Consider the following 15,805-nt stretch of genomic DNA (forward strand, 5'->3'; position numbering starts at 1 on the left):
AGAAATTAGAAAAAACTGGGGGTCAGAGCGCGTGCGCTGCGCCATTCCGCCAGACATGGGTGCAGCGCAGATGGCGCGCTTCGGCATCAGGCTCTGCATCTACTTCAAGTGCAGAAACCGTCGCAAAACCTTGAGCATGGAGGGCTGCCATGGCCTCATTCTCCAACCGAACGGGCACATAGCACCGCGGACGGGACGGCGGCACAGGAGCCGCACGCAACAGCGCCTGCGGACGCAACGTCAAACCACAGGCTGGCTCCTGACCCGCAATATACCGTCCACCACGACCCAGCTCTTCACGCGAGGTGGTGGAAAAGACAGTGATGCATAGCCCGGTATGATACTGCCATCCGCGGAAATCCACGGGATCTACCGTCAGACGCAGGGACGGTGCGCGCTCGCGAATAGCGGCAACGGAGGCAACCAGACGCTCGAAATGCGGACGGACGGACGCCGGAAAGTCGAGAGAGGCGAGCAGATCAAGCGCGCGACTGGCAGGGCCTGCGGCCTGAAGCATGACCGCCAGAGTGTCGGCGATTGAGCCGCCAAGTTCAGCAACAGACGCTGCATCCTTGCGGTTCAGCGCCTGAATCAGATCTTCACGGTCCGCTTCAGGAATAGCAGTCTCGATCAGGCCCAGAGCCAGAGCTGGCATCGAGAGATCGAAGGACACACCCTTGATGCCCAGTTCCTCAAGTGCTCTGGCGCCCAGCGCCACCACTTCAGCATCAGCCTGTGCGGAATCCGGACCAATCAGTTCGATACCAGCCTGGGAAACCTGACGGTCAGCTTCACGTCCTGGCGTGCCGATGACAATACAGCTTCCGGAATAAGAGAGACGCAGCGGGCGCGGTGCATCCTGAAGGCGGACGCTGGCGATACGGGCAATCTGCGTCGTCATGTCTGGCCGCAGGGCCATCATACGATGAGAGCTTGGATCCATCAGACGAAACGTCTGAGTGGAGAGCGCACCGCCTGAACCATTCAGCAGGGAGGTTTCAAACTCCAGCATCGGCGGACGTACACGTTCATAACCATGCCGGGAAAAGGCTTCCATGACGCAGGCAATACCCCGCGCCTCAGCTTCGGCTTCACCCGGGAGAAGGTCAGAGAAGCCAGACGGCAGAAGGGCAGCGCTTGGGGTCTCGGAATACAGGCTCATGCAGCAAACTCCTCGCGCGTGCACTCATACGCCCAGTCCAGCCACGGAAGGAGAGCCTGAATATCCGCTGCATCAACGGTGGCTCCTCCCCAGATCCGCAAACCAGCAGGGGCGTCTCGATAAGACGCGAGGTCATAGCCTGCACCTTCCTGTGCGACCAGCCCGGTCAGGTGCTTGACGGCCTTGGCCCGGGCTTCAGGCGACAGGGCCTCGAACCAGGGTGCTACGATTTTGAGGCAGATTGACGTGCAGGACCGCGTTGCAGGATCGGACGCAAGAAAGGACACCCAATCCGTCTTTTCCACCCATTCCGCTACGATGGCCAGACTGGCTTGCGAGCGCGCCTTGAGAGCAGGGAGACCACCCGCAGACTCTGCCCACCGCAAACCATCCAGCGCGTCTTCGACGCACAGCATGGAGGGCGTGTTGATGGTATCTCCTTCGAACACAGCCTCCAGCAGACCCTTCTTTCCCGTCAGACGAAAAATCTTGGGCAGCGGACGTGGGGAGGCCTCTGTCAGACGAGCGGCAGCACGGGGGCTGATGGCCACCATGCCATGAGCCGCTTCACCGCCGAGAGCCTTCTGCCAGGACCACGTGACAACATCCAGACGATCCCACGGAAGGTCCATCGCAAAAGCAGCGGATGTTGCATCGCAGATGATCAAACCGTCATGCTCGACGGGAATAGCCTCTGCATTCGGAATGCGAACGCCTGACGTTGTACCGTTCCAGGTCAAAACGACATCGCGGGACCAGTCCACAGCCGCCAGATCCGGAAGCTCTCCGTAAGGAGCGTCCAGTACGCGGAGATCTTCGATTTTCAGAACGTCCCGCAGATCCTGCGCCCATGTTCCGGAAAAACTTTCAAAAGACAGCACATCCATGCCGCGCTCACCGGCGATGGCCCAGAGAATCATCTCAACCGCACCGGTATCCGAAGCCGGAACAACTGCCAGACGCCAGTCTGCGGGAATGCCTAGGATATTTTTCGAGCGGGTAATGACTTCCTTCAGGCGCGCACGGCCTTCAGGGGCACGATGTGACCGTCCCAGCAGGGCCTGATCCAGAGCCGAGAGGGACCAGCCAGGGCGTTTTGCGCACGGACCAGAGGAAAAGAACGGGCGGGAAGGTCTGACAGTCGGCTTGGACATGCTCGTTCCGGGCTAAACGGTCCTCGGGTGCAGCCAGACTGGTGCGCCCGGTTTGTGGTGCGAGAGGGGGGATTCGAACCCCCATGCCTTTCGGCGGTCGATTTTGAGCCGACTGCGTCTACCGTTCCGCCACTCTCGCGCGAACGGCCCAGACCCTAGTGCATTCCTGAGCAAAGGACCAGACCGTGAAAAAAAAATCCCAAACCGTGGAAAATCAGAGGCCCAGCATCAAAAGCAGATTCTGGATCGCAGCGCCAGAGGCTCCTTTGCCCAGATTATCGAGACGCGCGGTCAGAACCACTTTTTCTCCCTGCGCATTGCCGTGCACACGGAGCTCCATGTTGTCCGTATTGGCCAGCGCATCTGCCAGGAGTTTGGGTTCAGACGGCAGAACTCGGACATGGTCACACCCGCGATAAGCTTTTTCAAGCGTTGCCTCCAGATCGCGCGGCGTCGGATGGCCGGGCAGATCCGCAAGGTGAAGCGGGATGGACACAATCATGCCCTGCGGAAAGTGTCCTACGGACGGTACGAACACCGGCTGGCGCGTCAGGCCGGAATAGTGCTGGATTTCTGGAAGATGTTTGTGTTCCAGCGTCAGCCCGTAAAGAAAGAATGCCGGGCCGCCATCCCGTTCATGCGCCTCGATCGCGGAGCGCCCTGCCCCACTGTAACCCGATACGGCATTGATGGAGATGGAGTGATCTGCTGGGACAAGTCCAGCGCGAACCAGCGGCCGCAACAGTGCAATTGCACCCGTCGGATAACAGCCAGGATTCGCAACATGGGTCGCACCGCGGATCAGAGCGCCCTGATCTTCATCCAGTTCCGGCAGACCATAAACCCAGCCATCGGCAATCCGGTGCGCCGTACTGGCATCCAGAATACGGACGTTCAACCCCTCTGCCAGAGCAACGGTTTCGCGCGCGGCATCGTCTGGCAGACAGAGAATGGCGATATCCGCCTGCGCCAGCAGGGCACGACGTGCCTCAGCATCTTTTCGCAGAGCCGGGTCAATCGATAGCAGTTCGAAACCGTAACTTTCCGGCAGGGCCTCGATACGCTGGCGTATGCCAAGCCCCGTGGTTCCTGCTTCTCCGTCGATAAAGATCCTGGCCATGTATTTAAAATCCGGTCTGCAAAAAATGTCCGGCCTGTCCAAGCAGCCGGGCTGGCCTTCTTATCGCGTTACCCTTGGTGCTGTCATCCCGTGAGAGCGGTTCGTGCGCTCTGTGCTTTCTGTCTGTGCAACGAAAGAGTATGCTTTTGGGTCAGGCCAGACGCCAGATCATTACCCAGGAGCTGTTATGACCCAGACCCACCCCGTCCGTCAGATTGACCGCCTTCTGGACATCATGAAGCGCCTGCGCGACCCGCAAAGCGGTTGCCCGTGGGACGTGGCACAGACACCCGAAACCATTGCGCCCTTCGCCATAGAAGAAGCGTATGAGGTGATGGATGCCATCGCCCGGGATGACAGTGATTCCTTACCGGATGAACTTGGGGATCTGCTGCTACAAGTCGTGTTCCAAGCTCAAATGGCTGAAGAAAAAGGCCAATTTGACTTCGAAACCGTTGCCGGAAAAATCGCTGACAAGATGGTCCGCCGTCATCCCAACATCTTCAGCGATGTAGAACACGACGAAGACCTGTGGGAACGCACAAAAGAAACCGAGCGCCACGCCAAAGCGGAATATGGCGCACTCGCTGGTGTGGCCCAGCACCTGCCTGCCTTGGTCAGAGCCGCCAAGCTGTGCCGCCGTGCAGCGCGCGTTGGGTTCGACTGGGATGATGCGTCGGGCGTGTTGGAAAAGGTGCAAGAGGAAATCGGCGAACTTAAAGCCGAACTGGACGGAGACCGCGACCGGATCGAAGACGAACTCGGGGATGTCCTGTTCACTGTCGCCAGTCTGGCACGCAAGCTGGGCATTGACCCGGAGGCCGCATTGCGCCGCAGCAACCGGAAGTTCACGCGCCGTTTCGAAGCCATGGAAGCCAGCCTGGCCTCTGAGGGTAAAACAATGGGCGAGCAAAATCTGGAAACGCTGGAAACGCTTTGGCAGACGGTCAAGAAGCAGCCGGGGATGCGCTGATCGTTACCCGATCATCTTCCTCAATTTTACCTCGCTCCTAAGGATACTTTGATATGGACCTCCAGATTTCAGGCCGCAAAGCTCTTGTTCTTGGCGCCTCTTCCGGCCTGGGCCGTGGCGTTGCAGAAGCACTGGCGGCAGAAGGAGTCCATATCGTTCTGGCTGCGCGCGCCAGTGACAGGCTGACAGATGCGGCAACAGCGATTACCAGTCAGTACGGCGTTCAGACGGCTACACTGCCGGCTGATCTGTCGGACAGCGCCTCCGTCGAAGAATTCGTTCAGGCCATCCGTACGCAGCACCCGGATATTTCCATTCTCGTAAACAATACTGGCGGCCCCTCCCCATCAGGTGTTGAGGGCATCTCCACAGACACATGGAAACAGCAGTTTGAAACCATGGTTCTGAGCCTGTTCAGAATTACGGATGCGGTACTGCCCGGTATGAAGGAGCGCCAGTGGGGGCGCATCCTCACCATCGCCTCGGCTGTTGTGGTTGAGCCGAATATCAGGCTCGGCGTCTCCGTCACATTGCGCTCGGCACTCGCGGGCTGGTCCAAAACACTTGCGACGGAAGTGGCGCCCCATGGCGTGACGGTCAACATGCTTCTGCCCGGCCATATCACAACGGATCGAACCCATTTCCTGGCAGAGGCCGAAGCCCGCAAGACGGGCAAAACACCGGAGGCCGTTCAGGAAGAAAAGGCCCGCAATATCCCCGTTGGACGATACGGCACTGTCGAAGAATTCGGTGCGACTGCGGCTTTCCTCACCAGTATGGGTGCTGCCTATATAACCGGCAGCATGATCCGTATTGATGGTGGCGCACTGAAGTCGATCTGAAACAGTTCTGGGTAAAAGAACGCCCTATTTTCTTTTTTAGGAAACTGCGCTCCCCCGTGCGGGATTAATCCTTTCGGTTACCCCAAAGGAAAATTCCATGCCGCCTACGCCTAGACGCAGTTCGTTCCTGCCCCTTGTGACGGGCATCTTGCTCGTTCTGCTCGGCCTAGGGCTGGCTTTACCCGGTCTGTGGTTAATTGGGCTGGGAGGCTCTTTCTACTACGCCATTGCAGGCGTTCTCATGGTGGCATCCGGCGTTCTGATGATCCGGCTTCACCCCGGTGCTTCCGCAGTTTATGCCGCCCTCCTGCTTTACACGCTTGTCTGGGCATTAGGGCGCGTAGGCCTTGATGGCTGGCGCCTTCTCCCGCCTCTTGCCCTGCCAGCGGGGATGGGCCTGTGGGTATTCAGTCCATGGATTACGGGACGATTGCTCCAGGGCACGGAACGTCGCTCCTTCGGCAAACCCGTTGTTGCAGGTGGCATGGCATTCTGCGCGGCACTGTTTGTCTTCGTGTTTGCCTGCGGATGGCACATTACCGCCTCACGCGACCAGCAGTTCAATCCGTTCCCCGGTGAGACCGGTGCGACCCTTCCGGGCGCGGACCAGCAGGCTGCCAATGACTGGCAGTTCTATGGTGGCACTCCGGCCGGAGACCGCTTTGCCATGCCAACCCAGATCAATGCTTCCAACGCACACGACTTGAAAGTGGCGTGGATCTATCACAGCAAAGATCTCCCACGTGCTGGCGAAAACTCCCGCGGGCGGGAATTCAGCTTTGAAGCCACACCCATCAAAATCGGTAATCGGTTGTTCTTCTGCACGCCACACCGAGATGTCGTGGCGCTGGATGCAACATCCGGAAAGGAAATCTGGCGATATTCGCCGGGTGGGGAATTCGGCAAGAACATCTATCAGGCCTGCCGTGGCGTTTCCTACGTCAATGCGCCCGGAACCGACTGCGCCCATCGTATCGTCTCAACAAATTCCAGCTCCCCTCCAACACTGTTTGAGGTGGATGCAGACACAGGAAAACTCTGCGAAAGCTTTGGCGATCATGGCGTTGTGGATCTCCGGGGTGGGATGGGAGCTATTCCGCCCGGCTTTCACTTCATCACCTCCCCACCCATGGTGCTGCATAACCGCATCATGACGAGTGGCTGGGTTTACGATGATCAGACGGTTGGCGAACCTTCCGGCGTTATTCGTGGCTTTGATGCTATTACGGGCCAACTGGCCTGGGCCTGGGACATGGGCCGCACACCGACCAACAAACCTCTGGATCCGGGCGAAGTCTTTACCCGTGGCACCGCCAATGGCTGGGGCGTCTATACGGCCGATGCCGGACTAAACATGGTTTACGTCCCGCTTGGAATTGCCACGCCTGACTATTTCGGTGGCAAGCGCCGGAGCTTTGACGAGAAGTATGACAGCTCCCTTGTCGCCTTGGATATCACGACGGGCGAAGAGCGCTGGCATTTCCAGACCGTTCATCATGATCTGTGGGATTTTGACCTCCCGGTCGGCCCATCTCTGGTGGATCTGCCAGATGCCCACGGCACCCTGACGCCCGCACTGGTACAAACGACCAAGCAGGGCGAACTCTTCGTGCTGGACCGCCGAACCGGCGCGCCATTCTATCGCGTTCAGGAAACGCCGGTACCTGCCGGTGACACGCCAGGCGAGCACTATTCGCCGACGCAGCCACTGTCCGTCGACATGCCCAATCTGCGCCGCCCTAGTCTGACAGAAGACGACATGTGGGGCGCGACCCCGTATGATCAGATGTTCTGTCGTATTGCCTTCCGCTCCATGCGGGACAAAGGCCTTTTCACACCGCCGAGCCAGAAAGGTATCGTAGGGTTTCCAGCGTTTGATGGCGTGGCAGACTGGTATGGGGGCACCATCGATCCGACGCACGGTGTCATGTATATCAACACCACGTTCATTCCGTTCCTGATGACGCTGGTGCCGCAGGAAAAAGCTCTTGCCAAAGGGCTCTACAAATCCTGGCATGACTGGACACAGCCTTACCCAGAACCTGTTTTCACGAACAATCCCCAGCATGGCCTGCCCTTCGCGGCCGTCGTGAAGCCTTGGCTTGGCCCGTTTGGTGCCCCTTGCCTCGCACCGCCCTGGGGCAAAATGCAGGCCATTGATCTTGTTCACCGTCGAATCATCTGGGAGAGGGCTTTAGGTACAACGAAGAATGTTGGCCCGACGAATATGCTGCGGATGCCCGTTGGCCTCCCCACCAGTGTCTTTTCCATGGGCGGCAGCGTGACCACACCGAATGGTCTGGTGTTCATGGGCGCACTGGCGGATCAAAGCTTCCATGTTCTTGATGGGCATGACGGCCATACGCTCTTCAAGACGGAACTGGACGCCGGCGGCAATGCCACGCCACTGACCTATATGGGGGAAGACGGCCGACAATATGTCGTGCTGGCTGTAGGTGGACATGGTGGGCTGAAAACGCGCAACAGCGATGAAGTCGTGGCCTTTGCATTACCCAAAGCCCCATGAACATACTTATCTTCCTGCCATCAGGGCAGGAAGACAGCACACTTATTCCGTGAAGGTTGTCTGGACCGGCAATACGGGAACCGGCACATCCTCTGCCCGCAGCTACACGCGCGATTACGATATTACGGCGCCGGACAAGCCCACGATTGAAGGGTCGAAGCCAAAAAAATCGCCTTTTGACCGAAAAGATGCGCCGGGCCGGCTGGTCCGGCGTTTTCATGTTGGCTGAACCTGCTAGAGAGCATCCCATGACGGATGAACTCGCCACGTTCGATTTCGAACTGCCCCGCGACCATATTGCGACCGAACCCGCCAGACCGCGTGACAGCGCAAAGCTGCTGCATGTGCGTTCCGGAGAAGCGCCCGATCTTCGGATCATACGCGATCTGCCTGGCCTGCTGCAGGAAGGCGATCTGCTGATTGCCAACAATACGGCCGTCATCCGTGCCCAACTTTCCGCTACACGCGGTGAGGCGAAAATCGGCATCACGCTGGACCGGATTCTAGCGGACGGAAGCTGGCATGCGCTCGCCCGCAACTCCCGCAAGCTGAAACCGAACGACACGCTGAATTTTGGCGATGATCCGGTCACGGCATCCGTTGTGGAAAATGAAGGTGATGGCGCTGTCAGCATCCGCTTTTCCGTCGAAGGGGATGCGTTCGATGCATTCCTCGAGCGCGTCGGAGCATTGGCCCTGCCGCCTTATATCGACCGTCCTTTCGGGCCAACCGTGCAGGATGACAGCGATTACCGGACGATCTTTTCCGAACATCGCGGGGCTGTGGCGGCTCCCACTGCTGGTCTGCACTTCACGCCAGACCTTCTGGCCGCGCTCGACGCAAAAGGCATCCAGCGCCGGACGCTGACCCTGCATGTCGGCGCGGGCACGTTCCTCCCCGTCCGATCCTCCATTGCCGAGCATCGCATGCATGCGGAATGGGGCGAGATCGACGCGGAGACGGCGCAGGCCATCAATGAAACACGTGCTCGCGGTGGCCGTGTTGTTGCTGTCGGAACCACGTCTCTCCGCCTGCTGGAAAGTGCGGCGCAGGAAGACGGTACGGTTCAGCCCTGGCGGGGCGAGACGTCCATTTTCATCAAGCCGGGCTATCGCTTCAAGGCGGTAGACCTGCTCATGACCAATTTCCATCTGCCGCGCTCGACGCTCTTCATGCTGGTCTGCGCGTTCAGCGGCACCGTCACCATGCGTGAGGCCTATGCCTACGCCATCGCCAACGGACTGAGGTTCTATTCCTACGGCGATGCCTGCCTTCTGGAGCGAGCACCATGACCGAACAGGCCACAAAAATGACGTGGGTTCCGGAAGCAACCTGCGGACAGGCCCGTGCCGGCCATCTGCACACCCGCCACGGCACCGTCCCGACCCCGACCTTCATGCCCGTTGGCACGGTCGGCACCGTGAAGGGCATGACCATGGATGCCGTTCGCTCCACAGGCGCAGGCATTGTTCTGGGCAACACCTACCATCTGATGCTGCGTCCTACGGCGGACCGTGTGCAAAAGCTGGGTGGTTTGCACAAGATGATGGACTGGTCCGGCCCGATCCTGACGGATTCTGGCGGGTTTCAGGTCATGTCCCTCGGTGCGCTCCGCAAGCTCGATCAGGACGGTGTGACGTTCCAGTCCCATATTGATGGCAGCAAGCATCGCCTGTCGCCGGAGATCTCGACGGACATCCAGTACAAGCTGGATGCGACGATTACCATGGCTTTCGATGAGTGCCCGGCCCTCCCCGCCACGCCGGAAGCGCTTCGCAAATCCATGGAACTCTCCATGCGCTGGGCAGCCCGCTCCCGTGAGGCGTTCGTGGCCCGTGAGGGCTATGGCCAGTTCGGCATCGTGCAAGGTGGCACCGAGCGAGACCTGCGCGAATATTCCATCAAGGCGCTGACGGAGATCGGCTTCGAAGGCTATGCGATCGGCGGCCTGGCTGTGGGTGAAGGTCAGGAACTCATGTTCTCGACGCTCGATTTCACAACGCCCATGCTTCCGCAGGACAAGGCGCGCTACCTGATGGGCGTCGGCACGCCAGACGATCTGCTGGGGTCAGTCATGCGCGGGGTAGACATGTTCGACTGCGTGATGCCCTCGCGTGCCGGTCGTACGGCGCGAGCTTATACGGAGCGCGGCTACATCAACCTGCGCAACGCCCGCTTTGCCGAAGACACGCGCCCACTGACACCGCATGACGACAGCCCGATGGCTGGCCGTTACACCCGCGCCTATCTGCATCACCTGTTCCGTGCTGGTGAGATGCTCGGCCCAATGCTGCTGACATGGCACAATCTGGCCTACTACCAGCGCCTGATGCGGCAGATCCGTGCCGCTATCGTGGACGGTACTTTGAACGAACTGGCGCTCAAACTGCGCGAGGACTGGTCCAAAGGAGACTGGACCGAAGATGAATGGCCCATGCCCTCTCTCGCTTTGTAAGTTTTCATTCTGATCCTGTTCCAATAATGTGTTTCCCCAACGACCTTCGGCTTTGGGGAATACGGATTTGAAACGCTTTAATGCTGGCCTGGCTCTTGCCGGGCTTCTCTGTGCGGGCAGTGCTCTGGCTGCGCCTCATAGGGAAGAAATCAAGGTTCTTGTTGTCGCCAACTGGGAAGTCGGCGCGGACAAGGGCGATGAGCCTGGCGAATATCAGGACTGGGTGGAGCGTCTCCATCTTGACGAAGAGCGCCCCATTCGTGGCGTACAGGAAAAGCTCCGCCGCAATGCGGATGGTGTTTATGGCATCGCCCTGAAAAGCGGCAGCATTGACCTGCACGCGCTTGCGCTTGATCCGCATTATGATCTCACGCACACCTACTGGATTTTCACGGGCATTTCCGGCGTGAACCCGAATGTCGCGTCTGTTGGGAGTGTGGCCTGGGCACGCTGGGTTGTAGATGGAGACGCATTGCGGGAAATCGATGACCGCACCGTTCCAAAAGGCTGGCCGTATGGTCTGTACGCCATCGGGGCGGACAAGCCGGACACGCTGCCAGCCAACGCAAACCATTATGGCTCTGTCACGGATGTGGCGGAACTCAGCAAGGCGTATCCACTCAATCAGGGGCTGGCGAACTGGGCCTTCAACCTGAGCAAAAACACTCCAATGGCAGACGATCCCGCCATTGCCGAGCGCCGGAAGGCCTGGAAAGGTTTCCCCAATGCCCAGAAGCCGCCGATGCTCATTATGGGTGAAACGCTTGGGGCGCTTCGTTACTGGCATGGCCCCTCCCGCAACGAGTGGGCGGAAAAATGGGTCAAGCTCTGGACGAAGGATCAGGGCAAATTCGTCATGACCAATGAGGAAAGCCAGACCTATCAGCTCGATATGCGGACACTCGCCCGTCTGGGATATGTCGATCTGAACCGCGTCATGGTTCTGCGCTCAGGGAGCAATTTTGATATGCCGCCCCCAAGCGTGCCGATCACCGAGAGCATCGGGGACGAAGCGCCCGGCCAGAAGCTCGCGTTCGATAACAACGAGCGTGCCGGTGAGCCGGTTGTCCATGAACTGACCGCGCATTGGGCGACGTACCGAACGCATATTCCCGGTCAGAATTAAGGCCGTCAGGCTCTGGACAATGCAGCAGCACCGTCCAGAGCCGATTTTTATCAGAACCGGTTTTCGATCATGATTTCGGAAACCGGCAGCGCACCGCCCGATGGCTTCGGAGCAGACGCCGCCTTCCCTATGGCCACGAACATAACGATCTCATGGTCCTCTGGCAGGTTGATGAGCTTGCCGACGGCATCGAAGTCAAAACCATCCATCGGGCACGTTCCATACCCCATGCTCTCAGCAACCAGCATGATGGCAGCAGCAGCCATGCCACAGGACCGCATCCCCTCATCCCGCTGTACCTGCTCGCGACCCCGGTAATACTGCTCAATGGCGCCAACCATGTACTCCCGCACAGCGTCAGGGGCATTTTCCCAGTATCGCTCCGGCGACTTTTCCCATGCCTTAATGTCCGCACACAGGACGATCAGCGCAGACGCATCCGTCACCTGCGGCTGATCCCACGAGACGGCACGAACCTGCTTGCGCAACTCTGGGTCCTTGAGAGCCACAAAGCGCCAGTTCTGGATATTGAAGGCCGTCGGCATCCGGCGCGCCAGACCAAGAATAGTTTCGAGGTCTTTCTCGGGCATGATGTGCGCGGCATCGAAATGCTTGGTCGCACGGCGCTGAAGAATGGCGGAAGAAACGTCGAGAGTCATGGGAATCCAATCAATCGAAACTAAAGCGTTCTGTTCACGACAAACTATGTCTTAAGCGCATACACGCAAAAAATGCCCGCCACTTCAATCTGGCGAGCATTTTCCTTTCAACACAGGGGCAGGTCGTTATTCTGCACCGGGCATGGTTTTCTCGTATTTGTCCCAATGCGTGGCCAACTCGCGCACAACGACACTTCCGACCGTGTAGGCTGCCTCAACAGATGGAATAAACGCTGAATAGCTGCCTTCGTGCGCTTCTTCCGCCAGCAATTCCGCCGCCGTCTGGCCCGGATACTGCATGTCAAAATTGCTGGTCGTCCGAAGGATCAGAGCACGCTGGGGATCTACTCGACCAGCCTTAGCCTGTGCAGCAAGTGCCTGACAGAATGCAACATCCTCTTCTGCTGTCGTGGCCAATGTTCCCTGATTGTCGGTCCAGTAGCGGACCCACCGCTCGGCCCAGGCATTCATTTTCTCGCCAACCCAGAAGGTCTCACCAGAAATGGTGTCGCCGACCATGACAGACGGTGCCTTCAGGGCTTCCGGATAACCCTTGTAACGCGCGCGGGACGCCTGAAGACCCGGCGTGTCGGGCAGGGTCATATTCTTCGTCAGGCCATAGGCCCACTGCACGAACTGCGGGTTAAACGTGTAAACCATATCCCCGCTGACAGAATGCAAAGGCGGACGCGGCTTCTCATCCGGGAGACTGCCCTGAACCGGCGTAAACCCATCCGGCCAGGATTTCGGAATTTCCCGCGGATCAATCAGATGCGACAGACCGCCATTAATCACGCGTGGCGCCCAGATTGCAGAGCCGACCGTACCGAACTTCGGATCAACACCGCCAATTCCGGCCAACACGAAATAGGCGTGTTTCAGGTCAAACCGCGGATCAAGGACGAGCGCCGTGATGGCCGATGCCATGTGCTCCGGCCCTTCCCCGGACGCAATACCCAGAACATGCAGTTCCGGGTTGTAGTGCATAACATCATGATCCGTACCGGGCGCAGGAATTTCCTGCGAGAGCGGGAGTTTTTCAACCCAATTCTGGTACTCGCCCGGCGTGTCACCCGTGTCCTTGCCAAGTTCGAAGGTCGTCACCACAACCACGCGCACAGGAATAGGCCGCGTTTTGGCAGATGCGCTGGAGACGCTGCCTGAAACTGCGAGGATGGACAGGGCAGTCGCCCCAAGAAGGGTTTTCAGGCGGGTCATTGATAAAGGCTTTCGTGAGGAGCAGAGGTTTCAAAAGCGGCAAACCGCGATTCAAGCTGCCACTGAAGGCGGGCTTTCTCGCTGGTTTTCAACAGATCGGCACAAGGGCCGCTCTCAGGCTGAGATGAAGACGCGGTCTGACAGGCTGAAACAGGCTTGCCGACCTGATGGTTGTCCCAAAGGCTCTGTCCCGGAATAAACGCATATTCCAGACCCGTCCGGGACATCTGTTTCAGGTCCGCATAGCTCAGATTGTAGGTTTGAGCGGCCCGAACATATTCCTGCGCCAGATCACCACGGGAGACGCCTTCGTCATCCGTTGAAAGCGCAACGGGAACCCCGGCCCGGCGGTAGAGCGGCAGCGGGTGTTCAGCGCCCTTCACGTTCAGGATCTCGTCATTACTCGTCAGGTTGATTTCCACCATGACGTGCTTCTTAGCCATCTCGGCCAGCAGCCCGGTAACATCATCTTCCGATGCGATATCGACGCCATGGCCGATACGCTTGGCACCAGCGATTTCGATAGCTTCCCGAATGTGATGCTTCAGGCCTTCCGGCGGGACGAGCTTGCCAGTGAGTTCACCGGCATGAAGGCTGAGGTTCACACCCGGATAGACCTGCGACAGGAACTGGAACATCCGCATATGCAGGGTGTAATCCCGCATGGCGATGGCATCATCTTCCGGTGCCACAATATTGAGGCCGACAAATCGGGGATCGGCCTTAACGACCGCATATCCGGCATCAAGCTGGGCATAGACTGCCTGGGGCGGCAGCGTACGAAGAACCTGGAAAAGGTAATGAACACTCACGCTGCAACCCGGATGAGCCTCTGGCGTGCCGCATTTCAGAACCGTTTGTGCCTGCTTGTCCATGGCATCCGTTTCCTGACGGGCCTGCGTCACAAGAGCAGAAATCTCCGGCTCCAGCGCTTTATGAGCAGCGGCGAAATCGTCACCATTCATCGGATGTTTGAAGCCAGCACGGATCATCGCGGGAAGAGCCGGTGAAATCATGGGCTCGATATAGGTGATATGATCGTGGGCGGCACGATCCATGGCCTCTGCCAACATATCCCCCTGATGCGCCGCATCGATCGACCCAAAGTGCCTGAAAGCTGCGAAGAAGTGGTCATGCCCTGAGCGGTCAGCCGGAGACGGCGTGAAATCACGCATGGACATGGCATCAATCAGGCGACTTTCAGCATCCGGATTTCCAGCCAGAGCCGTTGCCGGCATCTCACCCTCTTTCGGATGCGGACATGCATGACTGAGGATCTCAAGGCTTTTGAGAGAGATGCACAAGCCATCCTGGGCCGCCCAGTTCAGCATGTTCTCTGCGTAGATCGCCCCTACGAGATGATTGTGCAGATCTGCGCCTTTTGGAAAGGCCCGCAGAAACAGACCAAGCCGAACCGGATCATTTCGAACGGTGTTGTAAGTCTGCTCGACAGCAGACGGAGCTTCGGCCCTTGCCAGAGGAGACAGGGCCGTCAGGGAGAGGGCAGCCGCTACAAGAACGGAAGGGAGGGTGCGTCGCATGGTGGCACGATGCCGACTGCCCACGCCCCTGACAAGACATTTTCAGACCGTTATAAACTCTGCAACAGACCGTTCTCAGACTTCGCTTTCCAAAGTGAAAAATCCATCCATGACAGGAACACAGGAACCGGCGACATAAGCCTTGCCCGCTTCTGTTCTGGCATCCAAAAGGCTTGGCCGTCCCATGTCCACACCCTGCGTGAAGGTCAGGGACAGATCGGCTCCATTCTCCAGCGCAGACAGGAACGCGACGGCCGCGACTGTGGCGCTCCCCGTCGCGGGATCTTCGGCAATGCCATCCAGCGGCGAGAACATCCGCCCCTGAATGTCGCTGCCTTTTTCAAAGGCGCTTTCCCCCGCATTGCGCGTGTAGGCATACACGGAACTGATCCCGTTGGAGGCAAGGAGCCTGCGATGCGCGGCAAGCTCTCCATAAGAGCGACGCAGAGCGTCACGGGATGCAAGCTCAACAATCAGGAACGGCAGCCCGACCGAAACAACCTGCGGGGCGTGGTGATCCGTACAAATATCTTCCGGTTCAAGCCCCAGACACGCAGCCGCATTCTCAGGAATCATGCGGCTCCGGCGTGTCATGGCTTCCGGCGCCATGAGTTCCGCCCGAACGACACGTCCGTTCTCACGCTCCAGCCGCACAGGCACCAAACCGGCTTTTTCTTCGAACAATAGTGTTTCCGGCAGCTCCCGCCCCTGCGCTTCGACCTGTCGCGCCAAGGCGAAAGCCGTGCCGATATTCGGATGCCCGGCGAATGGCAGCTCTCCACCCGGCGTGAAAATACGGACATGCGCCGTATGATCCGCCTCTACCGCAGGGAGCACGAAGGTCGTTTCGGAATAGCCGAATTCAATGGCAATCTTCTGCATCTGTTCGGTGGAAAGCCCCGCCGCATCCAGCACGACAGCCAGAGGGTTTCCCCCGAAAAGCTGGTCCGTGAAAACATCCAGGGTGACATAGGAACGACGCATAACCGGTTCTCTCATCGGAGAATGAAGACATCCCATCATGTCTG

14 protein-coding genes and 1 tRNA gene are annotated in these 15,805 nt (G+C 58.6%); 7 read left to right on the forward strand and 8 right to left on the reverse strand.

Features of this window, described 5'->3' with window-relative positions; translation table 11 throughout:
* Positions 1 to 22: 22 nt before the first annotated feature.
* The 4 genes from KP705_RS12325 to argC form a co-directional block, all read right to left on the reverse strand.
* A complete protein-coding gene (locus KP705_RS12325) occupies positions 23 to 1,162 on the reverse strand; it encodes an ATP phosphoribosyltransferase regulatory subunit (RefSeq protein ID WP_215764524.1) in 1,140 nt (379 codons plus the stop codon).
* Positions 1,159 to 2,316, reverse strand: coding sequence for a phosphoserine transaminase (locus KP705_RS12330; RefSeq protein WP_046900825.1), 1,158 nt, complete (start codon positions 2,314 to 2,316; stop codon positions 1,159 to 1,161). The genes KP705_RS12325 and KP705_RS12330 overlap by 4 nt, the downstream gene beginning before the upstream one ends.
* 55 nt (positions 2,317 to 2,371) lie before the next feature.
* Positions 2,372 to 2,455, reverse strand: a tRNA-Leu gene (locus KP705_RS12335).
* Between the two features lie 75 nt (positions 2,456 to 2,530).
* Positions 2,531 to 3,436: an N-acetyl-gamma-glutamyl-phosphate reductase gene (gene argC / locus KP705_RS12340; protein ID WP_046900824.1), complete on the reverse strand. Its 906-nt coding sequence runs from the start codon at positions 3,434 to 3,436 to the stop codon at positions 2,531 to 2,533.
* 187 nt (positions 3,437 to 3,623) lie between these two features.
* On the opposite strand from argC, the gene mazG reads away from it, so the two are divergent.
* From mazG to KP705_RS12375, 7 genes are all read left to right on the forward strand, one after another.
* Complete coding sequence (gene mazG, locus KP705_RS12345) at positions 3,624 to 4,409, forward strand: nucleoside triphosphate pyrophosphohydrolase (RefSeq protein WP_046900823.1); 786 nt, start codon at positions 3,624 to 3,626, stop codon at positions 4,407 to 4,409.
* A gap of 53 nt (positions 4,410 to 4,462) precedes the next feature.
* Positions 4,463 to 5,251: an SDR family oxidoreductase gene (locus KP705_RS12350; protein WP_046900822.1), complete on the forward strand. Its 789-nt coding sequence runs from the start codon at positions 4,463 to 4,465 to the stop codon at positions 5,249 to 5,251.
* Between the two features lie 97 nt (positions 5,252 to 5,348).
* On the forward strand, positions 5,349 to 7,778 hold the full coding sequence (locus KP705_RS12355; protein ID WP_215764525.1) for a membrane-bound PQQ-dependent dehydrogenase, glucose/quinate/shikimate family: 2,430 nt from the start codon (positions 5,349 to 5,351) through the stop codon (positions 7,776 to 7,778).
* 49 nt (positions 7,779 to 7,827) lie between these two features.
* Positions 7,828 to 8,007: a hypothetical protein gene (locus KP705_RS20125; RefSeq protein WP_046900820.1), complete on the forward strand. Its 180-nt coding sequence runs from the start codon at positions 7,828 to 7,830 to the stop codon at positions 8,005 to 8,007.
* 19 nt (positions 8,008 to 8,026) lie between these two features.
* On the forward strand, positions 8,027 to 9,070 hold the full coding sequence (queA, locus tag KP705_RS12365; RefSeq protein WP_046901011.1) for a tRNA preQ1(34) S-adenosylmethionine ribosyltransferase-isomerase QueA: 1,044 nt from the start codon (positions 8,027 to 8,029) through the stop codon (positions 9,068 to 9,070).
* Complete coding sequence (gene tgt / locus KP705_RS12370; protein WP_211514452.1) at positions 9,067 to 10,233, forward strand: tRNA guanosine(34) transglycosylase Tgt; 1,167 nt, start codon at positions 9,067 to 9,069, stop codon at positions 10,231 to 10,233. Before queA ends, tgt begins: the two co-directional genes overlap by 4 nt.
* A 67-nt stretch (positions 10,234 to 10,300) precedes the next feature.
* Positions 10,301 to 11,359, forward strand: a complete 1,059-nt coding sequence (locus tag KP705_RS12375) for a purine nucleoside permease (RefSeq protein ID WP_215764526.1) — start codon at positions 10,301 to 10,303, stop codon at positions 11,357 to 11,359.
* Between the two features lie 50 nt (positions 11,360 to 11,409).
* Here KP705_RS12375 and KP705_RS12380 read toward each other — a convergent pair whose 3' ends face one another.
* The 4 genes from KP705_RS12380 to KP705_RS12395 form a co-directional block, all read right to left on the reverse strand.
* Positions 11,410 to 12,018: a nitroreductase family protein gene (locus tag KP705_RS12380; RefSeq protein ID WP_215764527.1), complete on the reverse strand. Its 609-nt coding sequence runs from the start codon at positions 12,016 to 12,018 to the stop codon at positions 11,410 to 11,412.
* A 126-nt stretch (positions 12,019 to 12,144) separates the two neighbouring features.
* Positions 12,145 to 13,236 (reverse strand): purine nucleoside permease, encoded by a 1,092-nt coding sequence (locus KP705_RS12385; RefSeq protein WP_215764528.1) that lies wholly within the window; start codon positions 13,234 to 13,236, stop codon positions 12,145 to 12,147.
* On the reverse strand, positions 13,233 to 14,777 hold the full coding sequence (locus KP705_RS12390) for an adenosine deaminase (protein WP_215764529.1): 1,545 nt from the start codon (positions 14,775 to 14,777) through the stop codon (positions 13,233 to 13,235). The genes KP705_RS12385 and KP705_RS12390 overlap by 4 nt, the downstream gene beginning before the upstream one ends.
* 75 nt (positions 14,778 to 14,852) lie before the next feature.
* Complete coding sequence (locus KP705_RS12395; protein WP_215764530.1) at positions 14,853 to 15,761, reverse strand: PhzF family phenazine biosynthesis protein; 909 nt, start codon at positions 15,759 to 15,761, stop codon at positions 14,853 to 14,855.
* Between the last annotated feature and the right edge of the window lie 44 nt (positions 15,762 to 15,805).

The organism is Gluconobacter sp. P1D12_c, from assembly GCF_018812105.1.
Lineage (GTDB): Bacteria > Pseudomonadota > Alphaproteobacteria > Acetobacterales > Acetobacteraceae > Gluconobacter > Gluconobacter oxydans_A.